This is a genomic window from Alkalicoccus chagannorensis DSM 18086, from assembly GCF_000429725.1.
Classification (GTDB): Bacteria; Bacillota; Bacilli; order Bacillales; family Salisediminibacteriaceae; genus Alkalicoccus; species Alkalicoccus chagannorensis.
The window spans coordinates 1-16,036 of the sequence record NZ_AUCK01000001.1; the positions used below are offsets into that span (position 1 = coordinate 1).

Annotated in this window: 14 protein-coding genes; all 14 read left to right on the forward strand. The window is 52.0% G+C overall.

The features are described 5' to 3' along the window. Positions 1–868 precede the first annotated feature (868 nt). The 14 genes from mraZ to G477_RS0100075 all read left to right on the forward strand — a co-directional run bounded on the left by mraZ (position 869) and on the right by G477_RS0100075 (position 16,034). The gene (mraZ, locus tag G477_RS0100010; RefSeq protein ID WP_026696170.1) at positions 869–1,297 is read left to right on the forward strand and encodes a division/cell wall cluster transcriptional repressor MraZ; all 429 of its coding nucleotides are present in this window, start codon (positions 869–871) and stop codon (positions 1,295–1,297) included. A 15-nt stretch (positions 1,298–1,312) separates the two neighbouring features. Beyond that, on the forward strand, positions 1,313–2,260 hold the full coding sequence (rsmH, locus tag G477_RS0100015) for a 16S rRNA (cytosine(1402)-N(4))-methyltransferase RsmH (RefSeq protein WP_026696171.1): 948 nt from the start codon (positions 1,313–1,315) through the stop codon (positions 2,258–2,260). Further along, positions 2,257–2,616, forward strand: a complete 360-nt coding sequence (gene ftsL, locus G477_RS0100020) for a cell division protein FtsL (protein ID WP_026696172.1) — start codon at positions 2,257–2,259, stop codon at positions 2,614–2,616. Before rsmH ends, ftsL begins: the two co-directional genes overlap by 4 nt. Before the next feature lie 114 nt (positions 2,617–2,730). Next, positions 2,731–4,938: a penicillin-binding protein gene (locus G477_RS0100025; RefSeq protein ID WP_026696173.1), complete on the forward strand. Its 2,208-nt coding sequence runs from the start codon at positions 2,731–2,733 to the stop codon at positions 4,936–4,938. After that, entirely contained in the window at positions 4,904–6,382 is a 1,479-nt protein-coding gene (locus G477_RS0100030; protein ID WP_026696174.1) for a UDP-N-acetylmuramoyl-L-alanyl-D-glutamate--2,6-diaminopimelate ligase, read from the forward strand. The genes G477_RS0100025 and G477_RS0100030 overlap by 35 nt, the downstream gene beginning before the upstream one ends. Further along, on the forward strand, positions 6,360–7,565 hold the full coding sequence (locus G477_RS0100035) for a Mur ligase domain-containing protein (RefSeq protein WP_026696175.1): 1,206 nt from the start codon (positions 6,360–6,362) through the stop codon (positions 7,563–7,565). The genes G477_RS0100030 and G477_RS0100035 overlap by 23 nt, the downstream gene beginning before the upstream one ends. Positions 7,566–7,582: 17 nt before the next feature. Continuing rightward, complete coding sequence (mraY, locus tag G477_RS0100040; protein ID WP_026696176.1) at positions 7,583–8,560, forward strand: phospho-N-acetylmuramoyl-pentapeptide-transferase; 978 nt, start codon at positions 7,583–7,585, stop codon at positions 8,558–8,560. Next, positions 8,560–9,927 carry a UDP-N-acetylmuramoyl-L-alanine--D-glutamate ligase gene (murD, locus tag G477_RS0100045; RefSeq protein ID WP_026696177.1) on the forward strand — a complete coding sequence of 456 codons (1,368 nt, stop codon included), beginning with the start codon at positions 8,560–8,562 and terminating at the stop codon, positions 9,925–9,927. The genes mraY and murD overlap by 1 nt, the downstream gene beginning before the upstream one ends. After that, on the forward strand, positions 9,924–11,018 hold the full coding sequence (gene murG, locus G477_RS0100050) for an undecaprenyldiphospho-muramoylpentapeptide beta-N-acetylglucosaminyltransferase (protein ID WP_026696178.1): 1,095 nt from the start codon (positions 9,924–9,926) through the stop codon (positions 11,016–11,018). Before murD ends, murG begins: the two co-directional genes overlap by 4 nt. A 19-nt stretch (positions 11,019–11,037) precedes the next feature. Continuing rightward, positions 11,038–11,814, forward strand: a complete 777-nt coding sequence (locus tag G477_RS0100055) for a cell division protein FtsQ/DivIB (RefSeq protein ID WP_026696179.1) — start codon at positions 11,038–11,040, stop codon at positions 11,812–11,814. Between the two features lie 328 nt (positions 11,815–12,142). Further along, positions 12,143–13,441, forward strand: a complete 1,299-nt coding sequence (ftsA, locus tag G477_RS0100060) for a cell division protein FtsA (protein WP_026696180.1) — start codon at positions 12,143–12,145, stop codon at positions 13,439–13,441. 74 nt (positions 13,442–13,515) lie between these two features. Continuing rightward, a complete protein-coding gene (gene ftsZ, locus G477_RS0100065; RefSeq protein ID WP_026696181.1) occupies positions 13,516–14,643 on the forward strand; it encodes a cell division protein FtsZ in 1,128 nt (375 codons plus the stop codon). A gap of 243 nt (positions 14,644–14,886) precedes the next feature. Further along, on the forward strand, positions 14,887–15,597 hold the full coding sequence (locus G477_RS0100070) for a YggS family pyridoxal phosphate-dependent enzyme (protein WP_026696182.1): 711 nt from the start codon (positions 14,887–14,889) through the stop codon (positions 15,595–15,597). Continuing rightward, positions 15,594–16,034: a cell division protein SepF gene (locus tag G477_RS0100075; RefSeq protein WP_026696183.1), complete on the forward strand. Its 441-nt coding sequence runs from the start codon at positions 15,594–15,596 to the stop codon at positions 16,032–16,034. The genes G477_RS0100070 and G477_RS0100075 overlap by 4 nt, the downstream gene beginning before the upstream one ends. The last annotated feature ends 2 nt before the right edge of the window (positions 16,035–16,036 follow it).

Below are 16,036 nucleotides of genomic sequence, written 5' to 3' on the forward strand. Positions count from 1 at the left end.
CATGACTCTTATAAAAAGCTTCAAAAGCTTGTTCTGGGATGGATTCAACGAGATCGTTCACGGCAAACGCCACATCGTGTTTTTGTAATTGGAAAGATAAATCCATCGGCAAAATGATCTGATTCATGTTATAATCTTTAAACATAAGGATACCTCCGGTTTTGTTATGACTTGGTCGTTCTAGCTTAACCTGAAGGTATCCTTTTTTTATCGAGAAATCAAGACCGTAGTGTCTTTATCATGGGTTGATCGTGAAAAAACAAGAGACGCCTGCGGGAAAAGCAAGAGCTGAAGATCCACTGCCGCTGTTTTGCGGCGGTTAGCTGAAGCCTTGCCCGCGGCAAGCAATTGGCATTGGAAGGATCAATCCCCCTCGTACAGAAAGCCCTTACCAAAAAAATGGTAAGGGCTTCTTTTGATTCTGGTTTTGTCCCAGCCTCTTCTTTCTATACTGGTCTTCTCCCAACCGCTCATTTTGGCTATAGGAATATATACGCTCTGGTCGAGGAAAACAGCGGCGTCGCTGCACGCTTTTGTTCTTGACCTCGGCCAGCCGACACGGAAGATGTTTTTTGCAGCTGCATACGACGCTGGTGGTCATAGTTCTAAAGACTTAATTTTGAGATGAGACAAGAGAAAGAGACCAACGGGAGAAAAGCTGTACTTGCAGGAAAGAAAGCGCTTCATGCCTGTGAGAAGCGTGAATAATCAATCAAAAGACGGAATCACACCCTTTCATTTGATCTATTTCCAATACATGAAAAAGGCACAAGAATGTGGAGCTGTGTATAAATGTCATAAATAAAGTGGTGGGAAGTGGGGAGATGTGGTAAATTGGAGTTAAGGAGAGGGAGAGGAGTGCCCCAACGTGTTCATTGGCGAGTTCGAACATCACATGGACGATAAAGGCAGGCTGGTGGTGCCTGCCGCATTCCGGGAAAAGCTGAGTGATGACTTTATTATCACAAGAGGACTGGACACGTGTCTGTTTGTTTATCCGAAAGAAGAATGGATGAGGCTGGAGGCCAAGCTGCGGGAATTGCCTTTTACGAAAAAGGATGCCCGGGCGTTCACAAGATTCTTCTTTTCCGGTGCGGCTGAAGGTTCGGTCGATAAACAGCATCGCATGAAGGTCCCCGGCAACCTGCAGCAGTATGCCGGACTGGAGAAAGAATGCCTTTGGATCGGGGTCTCTTCAAGAGTGGAAATTTGGGACAAGCACCGCTGGGATACATACATCGACACTTCCAGTGAAGTGGTCAGTGAACTGGCGGAGCAGCTGTTTGATTTTGAGTAGAAGGTGGTTAGGTCGTTGTTTGAACACGAGACTGTACTAAAAGAAGAGGCAGTTGAACTGCTCGCAGTGAAGCCGGAAGGAGTTTACGTAGACTGTACACTCGGAGGCGGCGGTCACAGCGGCAGAATTCTGGACGAACTGAATGGACAAGGACAGCTCTATGCGTTTGATCAGGATCTGCACGCGCTGGAATCCGCTGAAAGCAGACTCGGCTCTGAACGGATTGTTTACATTCAATCCAATTTTGAGTACATGCGCTCTGCACTCGGCGATCATGGAGTAACAGAAGTAGATGGTGTGCTTTTTGACCTTGGAGTATCTTCTCCACAGTTTGATGTACCAGAAAGAGGATTCAGCTACCGATTTGATGCACCGCTCGATATGCGGATGGACCAGTCCGCGGATCTTACAGCAAAAGAAATTGTGAACGAATGGCGGTTCCAGGACATATACCGGATCATTCATCAATTCGGTGAAGAAAAGTTTGCGAAGCAGATTGCGAGGGAAATTGAACGCTCGCGCTCGGTCAAGCCGGTCGAGACAACGTTCGAGCTGGTCGACATTATTAAAACAGCCATACCGGCTCCAGCCCGGCGCAAAGGCGGGCACCCTGCTAAGCGGACATTCCAGGCCCTGCGGATTGCCGTCAACGATGAATTGGGCGTGTTCGAACGGGCGCTGGAGCAGGCTGCTTCGCTGCTCCGTCCAGGCGGCAGGCTTGCTGTTATCACCTTTCACTCCCTCGAAGACCGGATATGCAAAAAGTTTTTCAAACAGATCAGCAGCCTTCCTGATATACCGAAAGGCCTGCCGGTGATTCCGGATCATCTGCAGCCGGATTTTACGCTGATTACGAAGAAGCCTGTCACTCCAGGACCGGAAGAACTGGAAGGCAATAACCGTGCACACTCCGCCAGGCTGCGCGTGGTGGAAAAAAGAAAAAAGGAGGATGATGAGACATGAGTGCATTGAAACAGCCGCTTCACTCCCCGCAACGCCGTACACAGACGGTAACGAAGCAGGTCCGGGTATATAAGGGCGGTATTACATATGGAGAGAAAATCCTTTATCTCGGATCCATTTTGATCCTTGCTGCCCTCTGTTTTTTTGTCATATCCAACGCAGCTGCCGTTTATTCATTGAACCATGAAGGCCAGGTGCTCGAAACATCGATCACAGAACAACAGAGTGCCAACGATGCTCTTGCGCTTCAAGTGACCGAGCTGTCCGACCCGGATCGTATTCTGACTATTGCGGAACAGGATTTGGGCATGAGTCTGGACAGTGCGCAGGTACAGGTTCTCTATGGATCAAACTGATGACTCAGAGAAAACCTTACTGGAGATGATCCGGCAAGGTTTTCTCTTATGTCAGCACCGTTATCCGGGAGTTTCTGAAAAGGCAGGCAGCCTGGAAACGTGGAGGAGATAAAGATGGAACAAGAGATAAGAAAAAAACGATTTAACCGCTCAATGCTGATTCTCGTCGTAACAGCAGCGGCTGTTATCACGATCTTTTTCCGCTTTGCTTATATTCAGTCAGCAAAAGAAGTACAGGGAGAAGATCTACAAGAACTGCTGGAATCACGCTGGTCTCAGGAACGGGAGCTGCCCGGGACAAGGGGGTCGATCCTCGACAGAAGCGGGGAAGTCCTTGCCGAAGAGATTCCTTCGTACACGATCACGGCAGTACTGGACGACCGGTTTGACAGCTATGTAGAGGAGCCTGCCGAGACAGCGGCAGCCCTGGCATCCGTACTGGAAGCAGACCAGGGTTTTCTTGAAGAGCAGCTGAGCAGAGACTCGGTCCAGGTCGAACTGGGCCCAGCGGCAAAAAACATGAGCTATGAGCTGATGACGGAAATTGAAGAGATGGACCTCGATGGTATTCTGTTCAGGGAAGACCCGAGGCGGTATTATCCTAATCAGGAATTTGCCTCCCACGTCATCGGATACACGGAGCGGGACATGAGCGAAGCGAGAATGGGACTGGAAGAGAGCATGGATGAGCACTTGAGTGACAGCCCGGGTTCGATCCAGTATAAACAGGACGGCCGTGGAAGGCAGCTTGCCGGAATGGATGAAATGATTGAAGAACCGGTAAACGGTGATGACCTCGTTCTGACGCTCGACGGGAAAATTCAGATGGTGATGGAGCAGACCATGAACCAAATCGTCGAAGAATATGAGCCGGAGAGAATTACGGCGGTTACGGCACATGCCAAAACGGGAGAAATTCTCGGCATCGCCAATCGTCCATCATTTAATCCGAACGAGTACGAAAATATCGAAAACTTCACCAACTATGCAGTCACCTCCAGAATCGAACCAGGTTCAACGATGAAAATGTTCACGCTGGCAGGGGCAGTAGAAGAAGGTGTTTACGACGGAGAAGATACATTTGAATCTGGAAGTATTGAAGTTTACGATAGAAGAATCAGAGATCACAACAACGGAGAAGGCTGGGGAGAAATTACGTTCAATGAAGGCGTGCAGCGCTCCTCGAACGTCGCTTTCACCAATATCGCCCAGGATCTGTTGAAGCCGGAAGGTGTCTATCACTACATAGATCAGTTCGGTTTCAGAAATCCAACCGGGATCGATCTCCCCCACGAGGTCGATGGAGGCAGTATTGCCGAGGCATATCCAATTGATGCCGTCACTACGGCATTCGGGCAGGCGACAGCGGTGACTCCGATGCAGATGGTTCAGGCTGCGACTGCCATAGCCAATGATGGTCAAATGATGCAGCCTTATACGATTTCCGGTATTCTGGACAGTACTACTGGTGAAGCAATCGACGAAAGAGAGCCGACCCCTGCTGGTCAGCCGATATCCGCTGAAACGGCGGAGACCGTCCGGGACATTCTGACATCAACGGTGGAAGAAGAGCCGGGAACCGGCCAGCCTTTTGCCATCGATGGATTTGAAGTGGCTGGTAAAACCGGAACTGCGCAGATCGTCGGAGACGATGGGCGATACATGACCGGTCATGGCAACAACCTCTATTCTTTTCTGGGGATGGCACCGGCCGAAGATCCTGAGGTCATCGTCTACGTGGCAGTAGACCGTCCGGATCTGGAAGATCATGAATCCGGAGGACAGCCGGTGGCAGAAATATTCCGGCAGGTCATGGAACAGAGTCTGCAGTACATGAACATTAATCCGGATCCTGATGGGGACGATTCAGTCATCGTCGACCACCACACGATCCCATCCTTCACCGGCGAAGACAGCGTGGAAGCTGCGGACGCACTTCGTGAAGCAGGCGTGGAAGTCATTTCTGCCGGGAGTGGAGGTCAGGTTGAACGCCAGTCTCATGCTGCCGGTGAAACGGTGGCGGAGGGCGAAAAAGTGATACTATATACGGGGGGAGAAATAGACATCCCGGATTTCACCGGCTGGAGCAGAAGGTCCGTCCAGCAGTTTGCAGAAACAGTCGAACGTGAAGTTACCTTTGATGGGAGCGGGTATGTGACGAACCAGGATCCGGCTCCGGGTGCTGAAGAGGAAGAGGCTTTGCTGGAGATAACACTGCAGGAGCCTGGAGAGGAAGAAACCGACGAAGACGAGGACGAAGCCGAAGAAGAACAAGATGGAAATGAAGGTGAAAATAGTGAAAACGCTGAAGGAACTGGCTGAACCCCTTCCAGTGAAAAAAATGATTGGGGATGCTGCAGTATCCAGCATGACAATGGATTCACGCGAAGTAGAAAAAGGAGCGCTCTTTTTCTGCATCCGGGGATATACTGTAGACGGGCATGACTATGCCCAGTCAGCGGAGGCAGCAGGAGCAGCCGCTATTGTAGCAGAAAAAAAACTCGATCTTGCCGTACCGCAGCTGATCGTACCGGACAGTTCGAAAGCGATGGCAGTAATGGCCGCCAGGTTTTATGAACATCCCTCGTCCGCGCTGTCGATCATCGGCGTGACCGGTACGAATGGAAAGACAACGGTTACCCATTTTCTGGAACAGCTGTACCGGACCGATTTCGGGTTGATCGGCACGATGTATACCCGGTTTCCTGGGTGGGAAGAACCGTCGGTGAATACAACCCCTGCTTCGGTCGAACTGCAGCGGCTTCTGCGGCGTATGGTGGATGCCGGAGCGACAACAACCGCCATGGAAGTATCCTCGCACGCCCTGCAGCTGGGGCGGGTGCACGGGACAAACTTCAACACTGCTGTGTTCACCAATCTGACGCAGGATCACCTTGACTTTCATCCTTCGATGGAAAGCTATGCCCATGCAAAAAGCCTGCTTTTTGCCCAGCTGGGCTCCGGGGAAGCAACGGAGGGGAAATATGGAATCGTCAACGTGGATGATCCGTGGGGAGAAGTGATGATTGCCAGCTGTGCGGTGCCGGTTCTCTCTTACGGCATCGACAAACCGGCAGATGTGCAGGCATTGAACCTTCGACTGACTCCTTCAGGGTCTGTGTTTGATTTAAGAACGCCGGCAGGAGAAACGAGCCTGGAACTGCAGGTACCGGGGAAGTTCTCGGTCTACAATGCGCTTGCAGCAGCAGCGGCTGCCGCTGTAACAGGTCTTGGATGGGAAACCGTAATCAAGAGACTGCCGGGGCTGAAGGGGGTTCGGGGTCGCTTTGAGCCCGTCGAATCCGTAGCGCCTGTGCATGTGATTGTTGATTACGCCCACACGCCGGACAGCCTGGTCAATGTTCTGCAGACCATCAGCGGGATGACCGATCAACGGATCATCACGGTAGTCGGCTGCGGGGGAGATAGAGATGTCACGAAACGGCCGCTCATGGCCTCTGCCGCTGAAGAAGGTTCGGACTATGTTATCCTTACATCAGATAATCCGCGTTCAGAAGATCCCGCTTCCATCATAAACCACATGGAAGCCGGTATTACCGGTTCCTACGAGGTGGAAGCCGACCGCCGTAAAGCAATTGCTTCTGCGGTGGCACGGGCGGGGAAAGGGGACGTTATCCTCATAGCCGGTAAAGGTCATGAGACATATCAGGAGATCAACCAAGTACGCCACCCATTCGATGATCGCGAAGAAGCTGCGGCAGCCTTAAAGGAGTGGAGCCCACATGATACCTTTTCTGACCAGTGAACGTATTTCGGCGTATGCCTCGGAAGTAAGAGGGAAGGAAAAAGCAGGACCTTTTCGTCATGCAGCCGGAAGCATATACGAAATCGAGAACGGATCGCTTTTCATTGCGAAAAAAGATTCCAGGTACGACGGTCATCAGTTTATTGAAGCAGCGGTGGAGAGTGGAGCTTCAGGAGCCCTGTGGCACAAAGATGAGCCGATCCCATCGACGATACCGGACGATTTCCCGTTGTACCTTGTAGACGACACAGAGAAAGTTCTCCGGCAGCTTGCCGCAGATTATCTCTCCGAGCACCAGGCGCAGGTGGTCTTTGTCGAAGGGGACTATACAGCGCAGATTCTCCTTAGAATGCTGAGGGTCTGGACGGATGGCAGAAAGACACTTGCCGTCAGGGAGAAAGCAAACCGCCAGGTATCTGCAGCTGAGCTTGTTTTGTCCATGGATCAGGATATTGATATTGTCTTTATAGAGGCTGTCGAGAGTGATGAAAGAATGCATGAACTGGCTGCCCTTTTACGCCCGGATATCGCTGTGATCAGCTATCGTGACAAGGACATGCACCGCAGGTACGACGAAGAGCCGGGGGTCGAGCAGACGATCCGCGCCAGTCTTCATCCTGCGGAACCTGCAACGGAAGAAATTGAGCTGCCATACTGGCTTCAGGGATTCCAGCCGCTTGCTGAAACAGCAGCGTCCGTGGTCAACAGGCTGACGGGTGCGGCTGTCGTACCGCCGGAGCTGCTGCAGCCGGAAGTGTTCGGCATGCAGACGATGCAGGCAGGTTCAAGGGGGCTCGTGCTGTTTGAAGCAGAATCTATGGAAAAAGCAGACCTCGATTACGCTGTCGGCTTTCTTTCCGATACGGGAAACTACAGGCGGAGGGTACTCGTCATTGATGAAGGCTTCCAGGCCGACCGGTATCACAAAACGATTCATGCTTTGTTTGCAGCGCATATCCCGCTCCCAGTCACAGATGTTTTCGCGGTCGGCGAAAAAGCATTCTGGGTGCATGAAGCATTGATGAAATCTGAAAGAGATGATATCGAGAGCAGTTATTACAGTACCCACGTGGAAGCGGTAGATGATCTGCGTGAAGCGTTAAGGAGCAGCAGTATCATGCTGTATAAAGGTGCAAACCGAGAATTGATTTATGAAATATTACACCAGTTGAACCGTGATTGAGAGAGGAGAACCTATTCATGTTGGCTAATGGGCTGATCACAGCCTTGCTTATATCTTTTGTTATTTCCGTTGCGTTGTCCCCGTTTATGATTCCTTTTCTGCGCCGTCTGAAATTCGGTCAGGAAATTCGCGAGGAGGGCCCGGAAAGTCACCGGAAAAAAACCGGAACCCCGACGATGGGGGGAGTTATGATCATTCTCGCCACAGCCGCATCCGCCCTGACGGTATCCGTTGTGCTTTATGGCTGGAGTGTCGAGCTGTGGATGCTGCTTCTTGTGATGGCAGGATTCGGCGTACTCGGATTTATGGATGATTTTATAAAAGTTGCTAAGAAACGTAATCTCGGCCTGACCTCCCGTCAGAAACTCGCTGGCCAGGTTGTGATCGCTGCTGTCGTATACGTCGTGCTTACACAGACCGTAGGACTCGATACAGCGGTGAATATTCCGGGGACCGGGATGTCCATTGAAATCGGGCTGCTCTATCTGCCACTGCTGATCGTCATGCTTGTCGGTGCAAGCAATGCCGTGAATTTAACAGACGGGCTCGACGGACTAGTAGCAGGAACGGCAGTAACCGCCTTTGCGGCGTTCGGTGTACTCGCACTGCTGGCAGATCAAGGTCCTTCAGCCATCTTTGCGTTTGCTGTCAGCGGCGCGCTCCTTGGATTTCTCGTATTTAATGCTCACCCGGCTAAAGTATTCATGGGAGATACCGGCTCCCTGGCACTCGGCGGCGCGCTCGCGATGATGGCCGTGATTACACAGGCAGAGCTGCTTCTCATTCTGATTGGTGCCGTGTTCGTAGTGGAGACGCTCTCCGTGATTATTCAAGTAACCAGCTACAAGCTGCGTGAGAAGCGTATTTTTAAGATGAGTCCGCTTCACCACCATTTCGAACTGTCCGGTTGGAGTGAGTGGCGGGTCGTACTCGTATTCTGGACCGCAGGGGCTCTTGCAGCCGGCGGCGGTCTGCTTCTGGAGGTGATGACGTAATGGCACGTCAATGGAAAAATAAACAAGTGCTTGTGCTTGGTCTGGCGAGAAGCGGCACGGAAGCCGCACACTTTCTGCTCGACGCAGGGGCCCGAGTAACAGTTAACGATCGCACCCCTTTCAATGAAAATGCAGCTGCAGGAGAACTGCAGGAACGTGGAGCGGAAGTCGTCTGCGGCCACCACCCGGAAAGCCTCATCCACCGCAAGCTCGATGCTGTCATTAAAAATCCGGGCATACGCTATGATCATCCGCTCGTCCAGAAAGCGGTTGATATGCATATCCCGGTGTTTACAGAAATTCAGCTTGCCTACGACACATCTCGTGCTCCGATCATTGGTATCACCGGATCGAATGGTAAGACGACGACAACGACGTACGTCACTCAGATGCTCGAGGGAAGCCGCAGGCACCCGATACCTGCAGGAAATATTGGGATTCCAGCCTGCAGGGCGGCAAGGGATGCCTCGCTGGACGATATACTCGTCATGGAGCTCTCCAGCTTCCAGCTGATGGGGATCGATACATTCCGTCCGCAGATTGCGGTACTGCTGAATGTCATCGACGCGCACCTGGATTATCACGGATCACGCGAAGGGTATGAACTTGCCAAGCAGCAGATCACGGTGAATCAAGAGCCGGAAGACTATTTCGTCTATAATGCAGATGACCCTGTCGTCTCGAACATGGCCGCCCGCTCCGCAGCGAGAACCGTGCCTTTTTCGCTCGAGCAGGAGCTGCCGCACGGACTCTGCCTGAAAGAGGGTTGGATGATGGCTTTTGATCAGCCGCTTCTTCCACTGGAAGACTTCCCGCTGCCGGGGCTGTATAACGCGGCAAACGCGCTGGCAGCTGCTGGAGCTGCCCTGCTGGCTGGAGCATCACGAGAAAAAACCATCAACGTGCTCAAGACGTTCCGGGGCGTGGAGCATCGGATGCAGTCTGTCGGGGAATACAATGGGGTGAAATTTTATAACAACTCCAAAGCAACGAACATTCCAGCAGCCGTGACATCCCTCGAGGCCTTCCAGGAGCCGGTTCACCTGCTCTGCGGCGGCCTGGACAGAGGTAATGGTTTTGACGAACTAGTCCCTTCCCTCGGCCGGGTTAAATCGGCAGCCGGCTTTGGCGAAACTGGATCTGCTATCATGGCTTCAGCAGAAGAAGCAGGCGTTTCGCATACAAAGGTGACAGAGACGCTCCAGGAAGGGTTTGCCTATATTATGAGCCACGCGGAGCCTGGCGATGTTGTGCTGCTTTCGCCGGCATGTGCTTCGTGGGATCAATACCCGACATTTGAAGCCCGGGGAGACGATTTCATCCGAACGGTCGAAGAATGGAAGACTGCAGGGGAGGACCGCTCATGAAGGTAGTAGTTTCCGGAGGTGGAACCGGCGGGCACATTTATCCTGCCCTCGCTTTGATCCACCACATGCAGGCAGCCGATCCTGCCCACGAGTTTCTTTACATCGGAACCGAGAACGGACTGGAGTCCGGTATCGTTCCAGACGCTGGTATTGACTTCGCTTCGGTCCACATCACCGGGTTCAAACGGCGTATCAGCTTCGACAATGTGAAAACGCTGTGGCGGTTTGCTGCAGCCGTACAGAAAGCAAAAAAACTGCTGAAGGAGTTTAATCCGGATGTCGTTGTCGGCACGGGAGGATATGTGTGCGGACCGGTCGTCTATGCCGCTTCGAGGCTGGGAATTCCATCTGTCATTCATGAACAGAACAGCGTTCCTGGTCTGACGAACAAATTTCTTGCCAGATACGTGCAGAAAACCGCGGTCTGCTTTGAGGAAGCTGCTTCGTATTTTCCGGATGAAAAAGTCGTCTTCACAGGGAATCCGAGAGCGACGGAAGTCGTATCGGCTGATGCGGACGAGAACATACTGGCATCTTTCGGCGTTACGACAGAGCTTCCCATTGTTTTGATTGTCGGCGGATCCAGAGGGGCGAGACCGATCAACGAAGCGGTGCTTGAAGCAGCACCGGGATGGGAAGGAAAGCCCTTTCACGTCCTGTATGTGACCGGCGAGGTGCACTATGAGGACATCCGGAACAGGCTGAAAGATCAGCACCTCCCAGACAATGTGAGCGTGATTCCATACGTCAAGGACATGCCATCACTGCTGCAGCACGTGCAGGCAGTAACGACGAGGGCCGGTGCGACGACATTAGCAGAACTGACGGCCGTCGGTATGCCTTCTATTCTTATTCCGAGTCCGTATGTCACTAACAATCATCAGGAGAAAAACGCCGACTCCCTAGTGAATGCCGGCGCGGCGGTCATGATAAGGGAATCGGAGCTGAGTGGTGCGGTGTTAACGGAACAACTGGAGCATCTTATGAAGCCGGACCGCAGGAAAACGATGCAGGCAGCCGCAGAGGCAGCGGGAACGCCAGACGCCGCCCAGCGACTGTATGCGGAGCTGCTTAAGCTGGCAGAAAAGTGACGGAAAGGAGGTAGACGGCATGGCCGACAAAACAGTAGTTGATCTAGATCATAAACTTCCGGATCTGCAGAAGCAGCGCCGACAAAAGAAAAAAAGACGGCTGCTCGTGTATGTATCCCTGCTGCTCCTGTTTGCAGCGGCCGTCGTCTATCTGGAAACAAGCCTCTCCCACGTTGCTTCTACGAGCGTATCCGGACTGGAGCACGCCGATGAAGAAGAAATTATTTCCTTAGCCGGCATCGACGCCGAAACATCGATGGTTACGATGCAGACCGATGATATTGCCGATGCGGTGGAAGAACATGCGTTAATCAAAGAAGCCTCGGTCTCCCGGTCCGGCTTCCGCTCAGTCCTAATCGATGCGGTGGAGTATGATGCCGTCGCAGCCGTAGCTGAAGCCGACGACATGTTTCTGCTGGAAAGCGGGGAAGTGATGCCGCTCTCCGGAGAGTCCAGAGATCTTCCGGTGCTTGAAGGGTTTGGTGAAGATGCCTATGCTGCGGCGGCACCGGAATTGACGTCGATGGATGAACCTGTGTTCCATCGAATCTCTGACATCGTCTATGATGCCGACGGGGAAGGCGGAATAACGCTCTACATGACGGACGGCTACACGGTAAGAAGCACACTGCAGGATCTCGCCTCGCGGATGAGCAGCTATCCATCGATTGCGGCAAGGCTTGAGCCCGATGCTGAAGGTACTATTCATATGAGAGTCAACCCTTATTTTGAGGCCGCGGAGGATGCAGATGAGGAAGAAATGGACGGGATGGAAGAACCTGAAGCTATTGAATAAGTTCATGAAGGCAGCGGAGAATCAAACTGAACAACAGCGCTCACAGCAGGTAGAGTCAGATGCTGGATTTTCCGCAGGGCATCCGTAAATCCCTGTCATAGGTCTGTAACCATGAAGCATGTCTGAGCTCATAAGCAGGGGGAATTCTGATTAATCTCATTCCTGACCGGATAATCGCTTTTCTGAGCGTTCAACTTGGTGTAGACTGTACATAGTGACTTTTGTTGTCTTAACGTTTTGAAGATTGCCGAACCTTAGAATCAAGTTCTTTCCACTTCAGGAACAGCAGATATACACGTGATGATTTCAAGCAGAGAAGGTGTTCATATTGAATCAGGAACATACATATGCAGCACTGGATGTGGGAACGTCCAGTGTGCGGATTGTAGTAGGCGAAGTAGCTAGTGGAGCATTGAATATTATCGGTGCCGGAGAGGTGCCTTCTTCCGGCTTGAAAAAGGGAGCGATTGTAGATATTGACGACACCGTTCAGTCGATCAGGAAAGCGGTGGAGAAAGGGGAGCAGATGCTGGGTACGAAAATCACCAGCGTCATCGTCGGAATTACCGGCAACAGCATCGAGCTCCAGTCCTGTAATGGCATTGTTGCCGTTTCCAGTGATGACAAAGAAATTCGGGAAGAAGACATCCACCGGGTCCTCGATGCGGCGAAGGTTGTTTCGATTCCACCGGACAGAGAAATTGTAGACGTCATTCCGAGCCAGTTCATTGTCGACGGACTGGAGGAAATTCACGATCCGAGAGGCATGATCGGCGTCCGGCTGGAAATGCAGGGGACGCTGATAACCGGCTCAAAAACGGTGCTGCATAACCTCTATCGATGTGTCGAAAAAGCAGGTCTGGAGCCTTCTGAGGGAGTGCTGCTGCCTCTTGGAGCCGGATCCATTGCCCTCTCGGATGATGAGAAGGCTCTCGGCACAGCCGTCATGGATATCGGCGGCGGAACGACGACAGTCTCTGTCTTTGAGAACGGTGTATTAAAAGCCGTCAGGCAGCTGCCGGTTGGAGGTGAGCATATCACCAATGACATCTCTCTAGGAATGAGAATTTCTACAGAAAAAGCAGAGGGGATCAAAAAGCAGGAAGGACATGCGCTCATGGACGATGCCTCGGATGACGAGCTGTTTGAAGTGCCGAAGATCGGCAGTGAAGAACTGCAGGAATTTTCGCAGTGGCAGCTGGCGGGTATCATTGAACCGCGTGCCGAGGAGATTTATACGATGGCAGCGAAAGAAATCTACCGGGCCGGGTTCAATGATCTTCCCGGAGGAATTGTTCTCACCGGCGGCACGATGAACATGCCGGGGATGCTGGAGCTGGCGCGGGAGATATTTGAAAATAATATCAGAACATCCATCCCGGACTACATCGGTGTCAGAGGACCCGAGTATACGAACAGCATCGGTGCATTGACATTTGCGTACCGTAATGCCAAGATTCAGGGAAAGTCTCTCCAGCATGCACTTGAAGGACGTCCCGGCAGGGCGGATCCTCAGCCGGTGCCGGAAAAATCCCGTGAAAAGCGGAACCGTCCGGAACCAGCAGGTAGTGAAGGTCCCGGCATGAAGCAAAAAGTATCAAAATTCTTTAAATCATTTCTGGAATAGTCCTTATTAACGGACAGAGGATGACGACTGCATCGAATAAATGAACATATTTTAAAGGACGGGAGGACTGCAACATGCTAGATTTTGAAATGGAAACAGAACAGATGGCAACGATTAAAGTAATTGGAGTCGGAGGCGGAGGAAGCAACGCTGTCAATAGAATGATAGAAAACGGCCTTCAAGGTGTTGAATTTATTGCGGTAAATACAGACGCACAGGCGCTGAAGATGTCTCAGGCCGATGAGCGCTTTCAACTTGGAGGGAAACTTACCCGCGGTCTGGGAGCCGGAGCGAACCCGGAAATCGGCAAGAAAGCAGCCGAGGAAAGCCGGGATCAGCTGGAGGAGCATTTGTCAGGAGCAGACATGGTGTTTATCACTGCCGGAATGGGCGGAGGCACAGGAACAGGTGCTGCTCCGGTGATTGCTGAAATCGCAAAAGATGCTGGAGCGCTAACCGTCGGCGTCGTCACTCGACCGTTCAGCTTCGAGGGTCGAAAGCGGACGACGCAGGCCGGCGCAGGCATTGATGCACTGAAAGAAAAAGTGGACACGCTAATTACGATTCCAAACGACCGCCTTCTGGAAATTGTCGATAAAAACACACCGATGCTGGAAGCATTCCGTGAAGCAGATAATGTCCTTCGTCAAGGTGTGCAGGGCATCTCCGACTTGATTGCCGTACCTGGACTGATCAACCTCGACTTTGCCGACGTGAAAACCATCATGAGTGAACAAGGGTCTGCTTTGATGGGGATTGGTGTCGCTACAGGGGAGAGTCGGGCTGCAGAAGCTGCAAAAAAGGCCATTTCCTCTCCGCTTCTGGAAACAAGTGTGGACGGCGCCCAGGGTGTTCTCATGAACATCACTGGAGGTTCCAATCTGAGTCTGTTCGAAGTGCATGAAGCAGCGGAAATCGTCTCTTCTGCCTCTGATGAAGAGGTGAACATGATTTTCGGTTCCGTCATCAATGAAAACTTGAAAGACGAAATCGTCGTGACCGTTATTGCAACTGGATTCGATGAAAATCAGCAGAAACAGAGCGGTTCCAAACCGGGACGCGCGCAGAAACCTGCTGCCAAAGAGCAGCCAAAACAGCAGGAAGCAAGAGAAGAGCCTGCAGAGCAGGAAGCACCTTCGTCTTCACAGGAAGAGGAAACGCTGGATATTCCGGCCTTCCTGCGAAACCGCCGCAGACGCTGATCGGGCAGCATCTCCAACCTCTTTTCTTGAAACAGATATCAGCCTGACTCCCTGATCAAAATGAAACCATCCCGCCGGAACGAGATTCCGGCGGGAGTTTCCGCAGGTGCAGTGGAGAAACGCAGCTGGTATACGCTGGAAAGAGGACAGCAGGGATTAGCCCAATCTCTGCTGTCCTCTTTTCAGCCCCTGTGTGGAAAGAAATGCCGTCATGTTCAGCACCTGAACGAAAGGAGCAGTGGAATGAGTCTTCAATCAAACCTTGAAACCATAAGGGGAAATATAGAAGAAGCCTGTACGCGGAGCAGCCGTGACCCCGAATCGGTTCATATTATTGCAGTGACAAAATACGTCACGAATGAACGTGCAGAAGAAGCAGTAGACGCCGGGATTACCATGCTTGGAGAGAATCGCCTTGAAGGACTTCAGGAAAAGCACGGCGCCATCGGCGATCGTGCAGAGTGGCATTTTATTGGAAGCCTGCAGTCGAGAAAAGTCAAGGACATGATCGATACAGTCACTGCTGTACACTCGCTGGACCGGCGTTCCCTGGCAAAGGAAATTCAGAAGCGAGCGCCCGAGGGAGCAGTAATCAACTGCTTTGTTCAGGTGAACGTCAGCGGAGAATCGACGAAATCCGGTCTCGCGCCCGAGGAGACGGTGGAGTTTATCCGTTCCCTTGCCGATTTTGATAAAATTAACGTCATCGGCCTGATGACGATGGCTCCTTACGAAGAAGATCCGGAGACGGTACGGCCATATTTCCGCAGACTCCGCGAACTTGGAGAAGAAGTGCAGCAGGCGGGTCTGCCGCACGCACCCTGCCTGGAACTTTCCATGGGGATGTCGAATGATTACATGACCGCTGTAGAAGAAGGAGCCACTTACATCCGGATCGGTTCTTCCCTTGTCGGTTCAGACGCTTCAGAAACGGAAGGAGCTGAGAAAGCATGACCATAAAAGGAAAACTGCGCCGTTTTTTTGAAATGGAGGACGAGTACGAGGAACAGCAGGTCCAGGTTGATGAGCCTGCAGCTGAAGAGCCTGACTACCCTGTCATGAACAAAAAGCAGCGGAAGCAGGAAAAAGCAAATGTGGTCAGCCTCAGCTCTGTCAGCGGAGGTCAGGAGCATTCCTCGAAAGTCCTCCTGCTGGAGCCGCATTCCTACGACGAGGTACAGAACATCGCGGATGAGCTGAAAAACAAAAAAGCGGTCGTGATCAATCTGCAGCGGATTCCTAAAGATCAGGCAAAGCGGATTGTGGACTTTTTAAGCGGTACGGTTTACGCTATAGGTGGAGATATTCAAAAGCTCGGGGATTCTATTTTCCTCTGCGCACCGGATAATGTAGACATATCCGGATCTATCTCCGAGATTTTACAAGAGTAGAA

What these genes read in the sequence shown, in the direction of transcription:
- murD (WP_026696177.1), top strand. Translation starts at nt 8,560, where the DNA reads ATGGCACGTCAATGGAAAAATAAACAAGTGCTTGTGCTTGGTCTGGCG.
- G477_RS0100055 (WP_026696179.1), top strand. Translation starts at nt 11,038, where the DNA reads ATGGCCGACAAAACAGTAGTTGATCTAGATCATAAACTTCCGGATCTG.
- ftsZ (WP_026696181.1), top strand. Translation starts at nt 13,516, where the DNA reads ATGCTAGATTTTGAAATGGAAACAGAACAGATGGCAACGATTAAAGTA.
- G477_RS0100035 (WP_026696175.1), top strand. Translation starts at nt 6,360, where the DNA reads ATGATACCTTTTCTGACCAGTGAACGTATTTCGGCGTATGCCTCGGAA.
- mraY (WP_026696176.1), top strand. Translation starts at nt 7,583, where the DNA reads ATGTTGGCTAATGGGCTGATCACAGCCTTGCTTATATCTTTTGTTATT.
- G477_RS0100070 (WP_026696182.1), top strand. Translation starts at nt 14,887, where the DNA reads ATGAGTCTTCAATCAAACCTTGAAACCATAAGGGGAAATATAGAAGAA.
- ftsL (WP_026696172.1), top strand. Translation starts at nt 2,257, where the DNA reads ATGAGTGCATTGAAACAGCCGCTTCACTCCCCGCAACGCCGTACACAG.
- G477_RS0100025 (WP_026696173.1), top strand. Translation starts at nt 2,731, where the DNA reads ATGGAACAAGAGATAAGAAAAAAACGATTTAACCGCTCAATGCTGATT.
- G477_RS0100075 (WP_026696183.1), top strand. Translation starts at nt 15,594, where the DNA reads ATGACCATAAAAGGAAAACTGCGCCGTTTTTTTGAAATGGAGGACGAG.
- murG (WP_026696178.1), top strand. Translation starts at nt 9,924, where the DNA reads ATGAAGGTAGTAGTTTCCGGAGGTGGAACCGGCGGGCACATTTATCCT.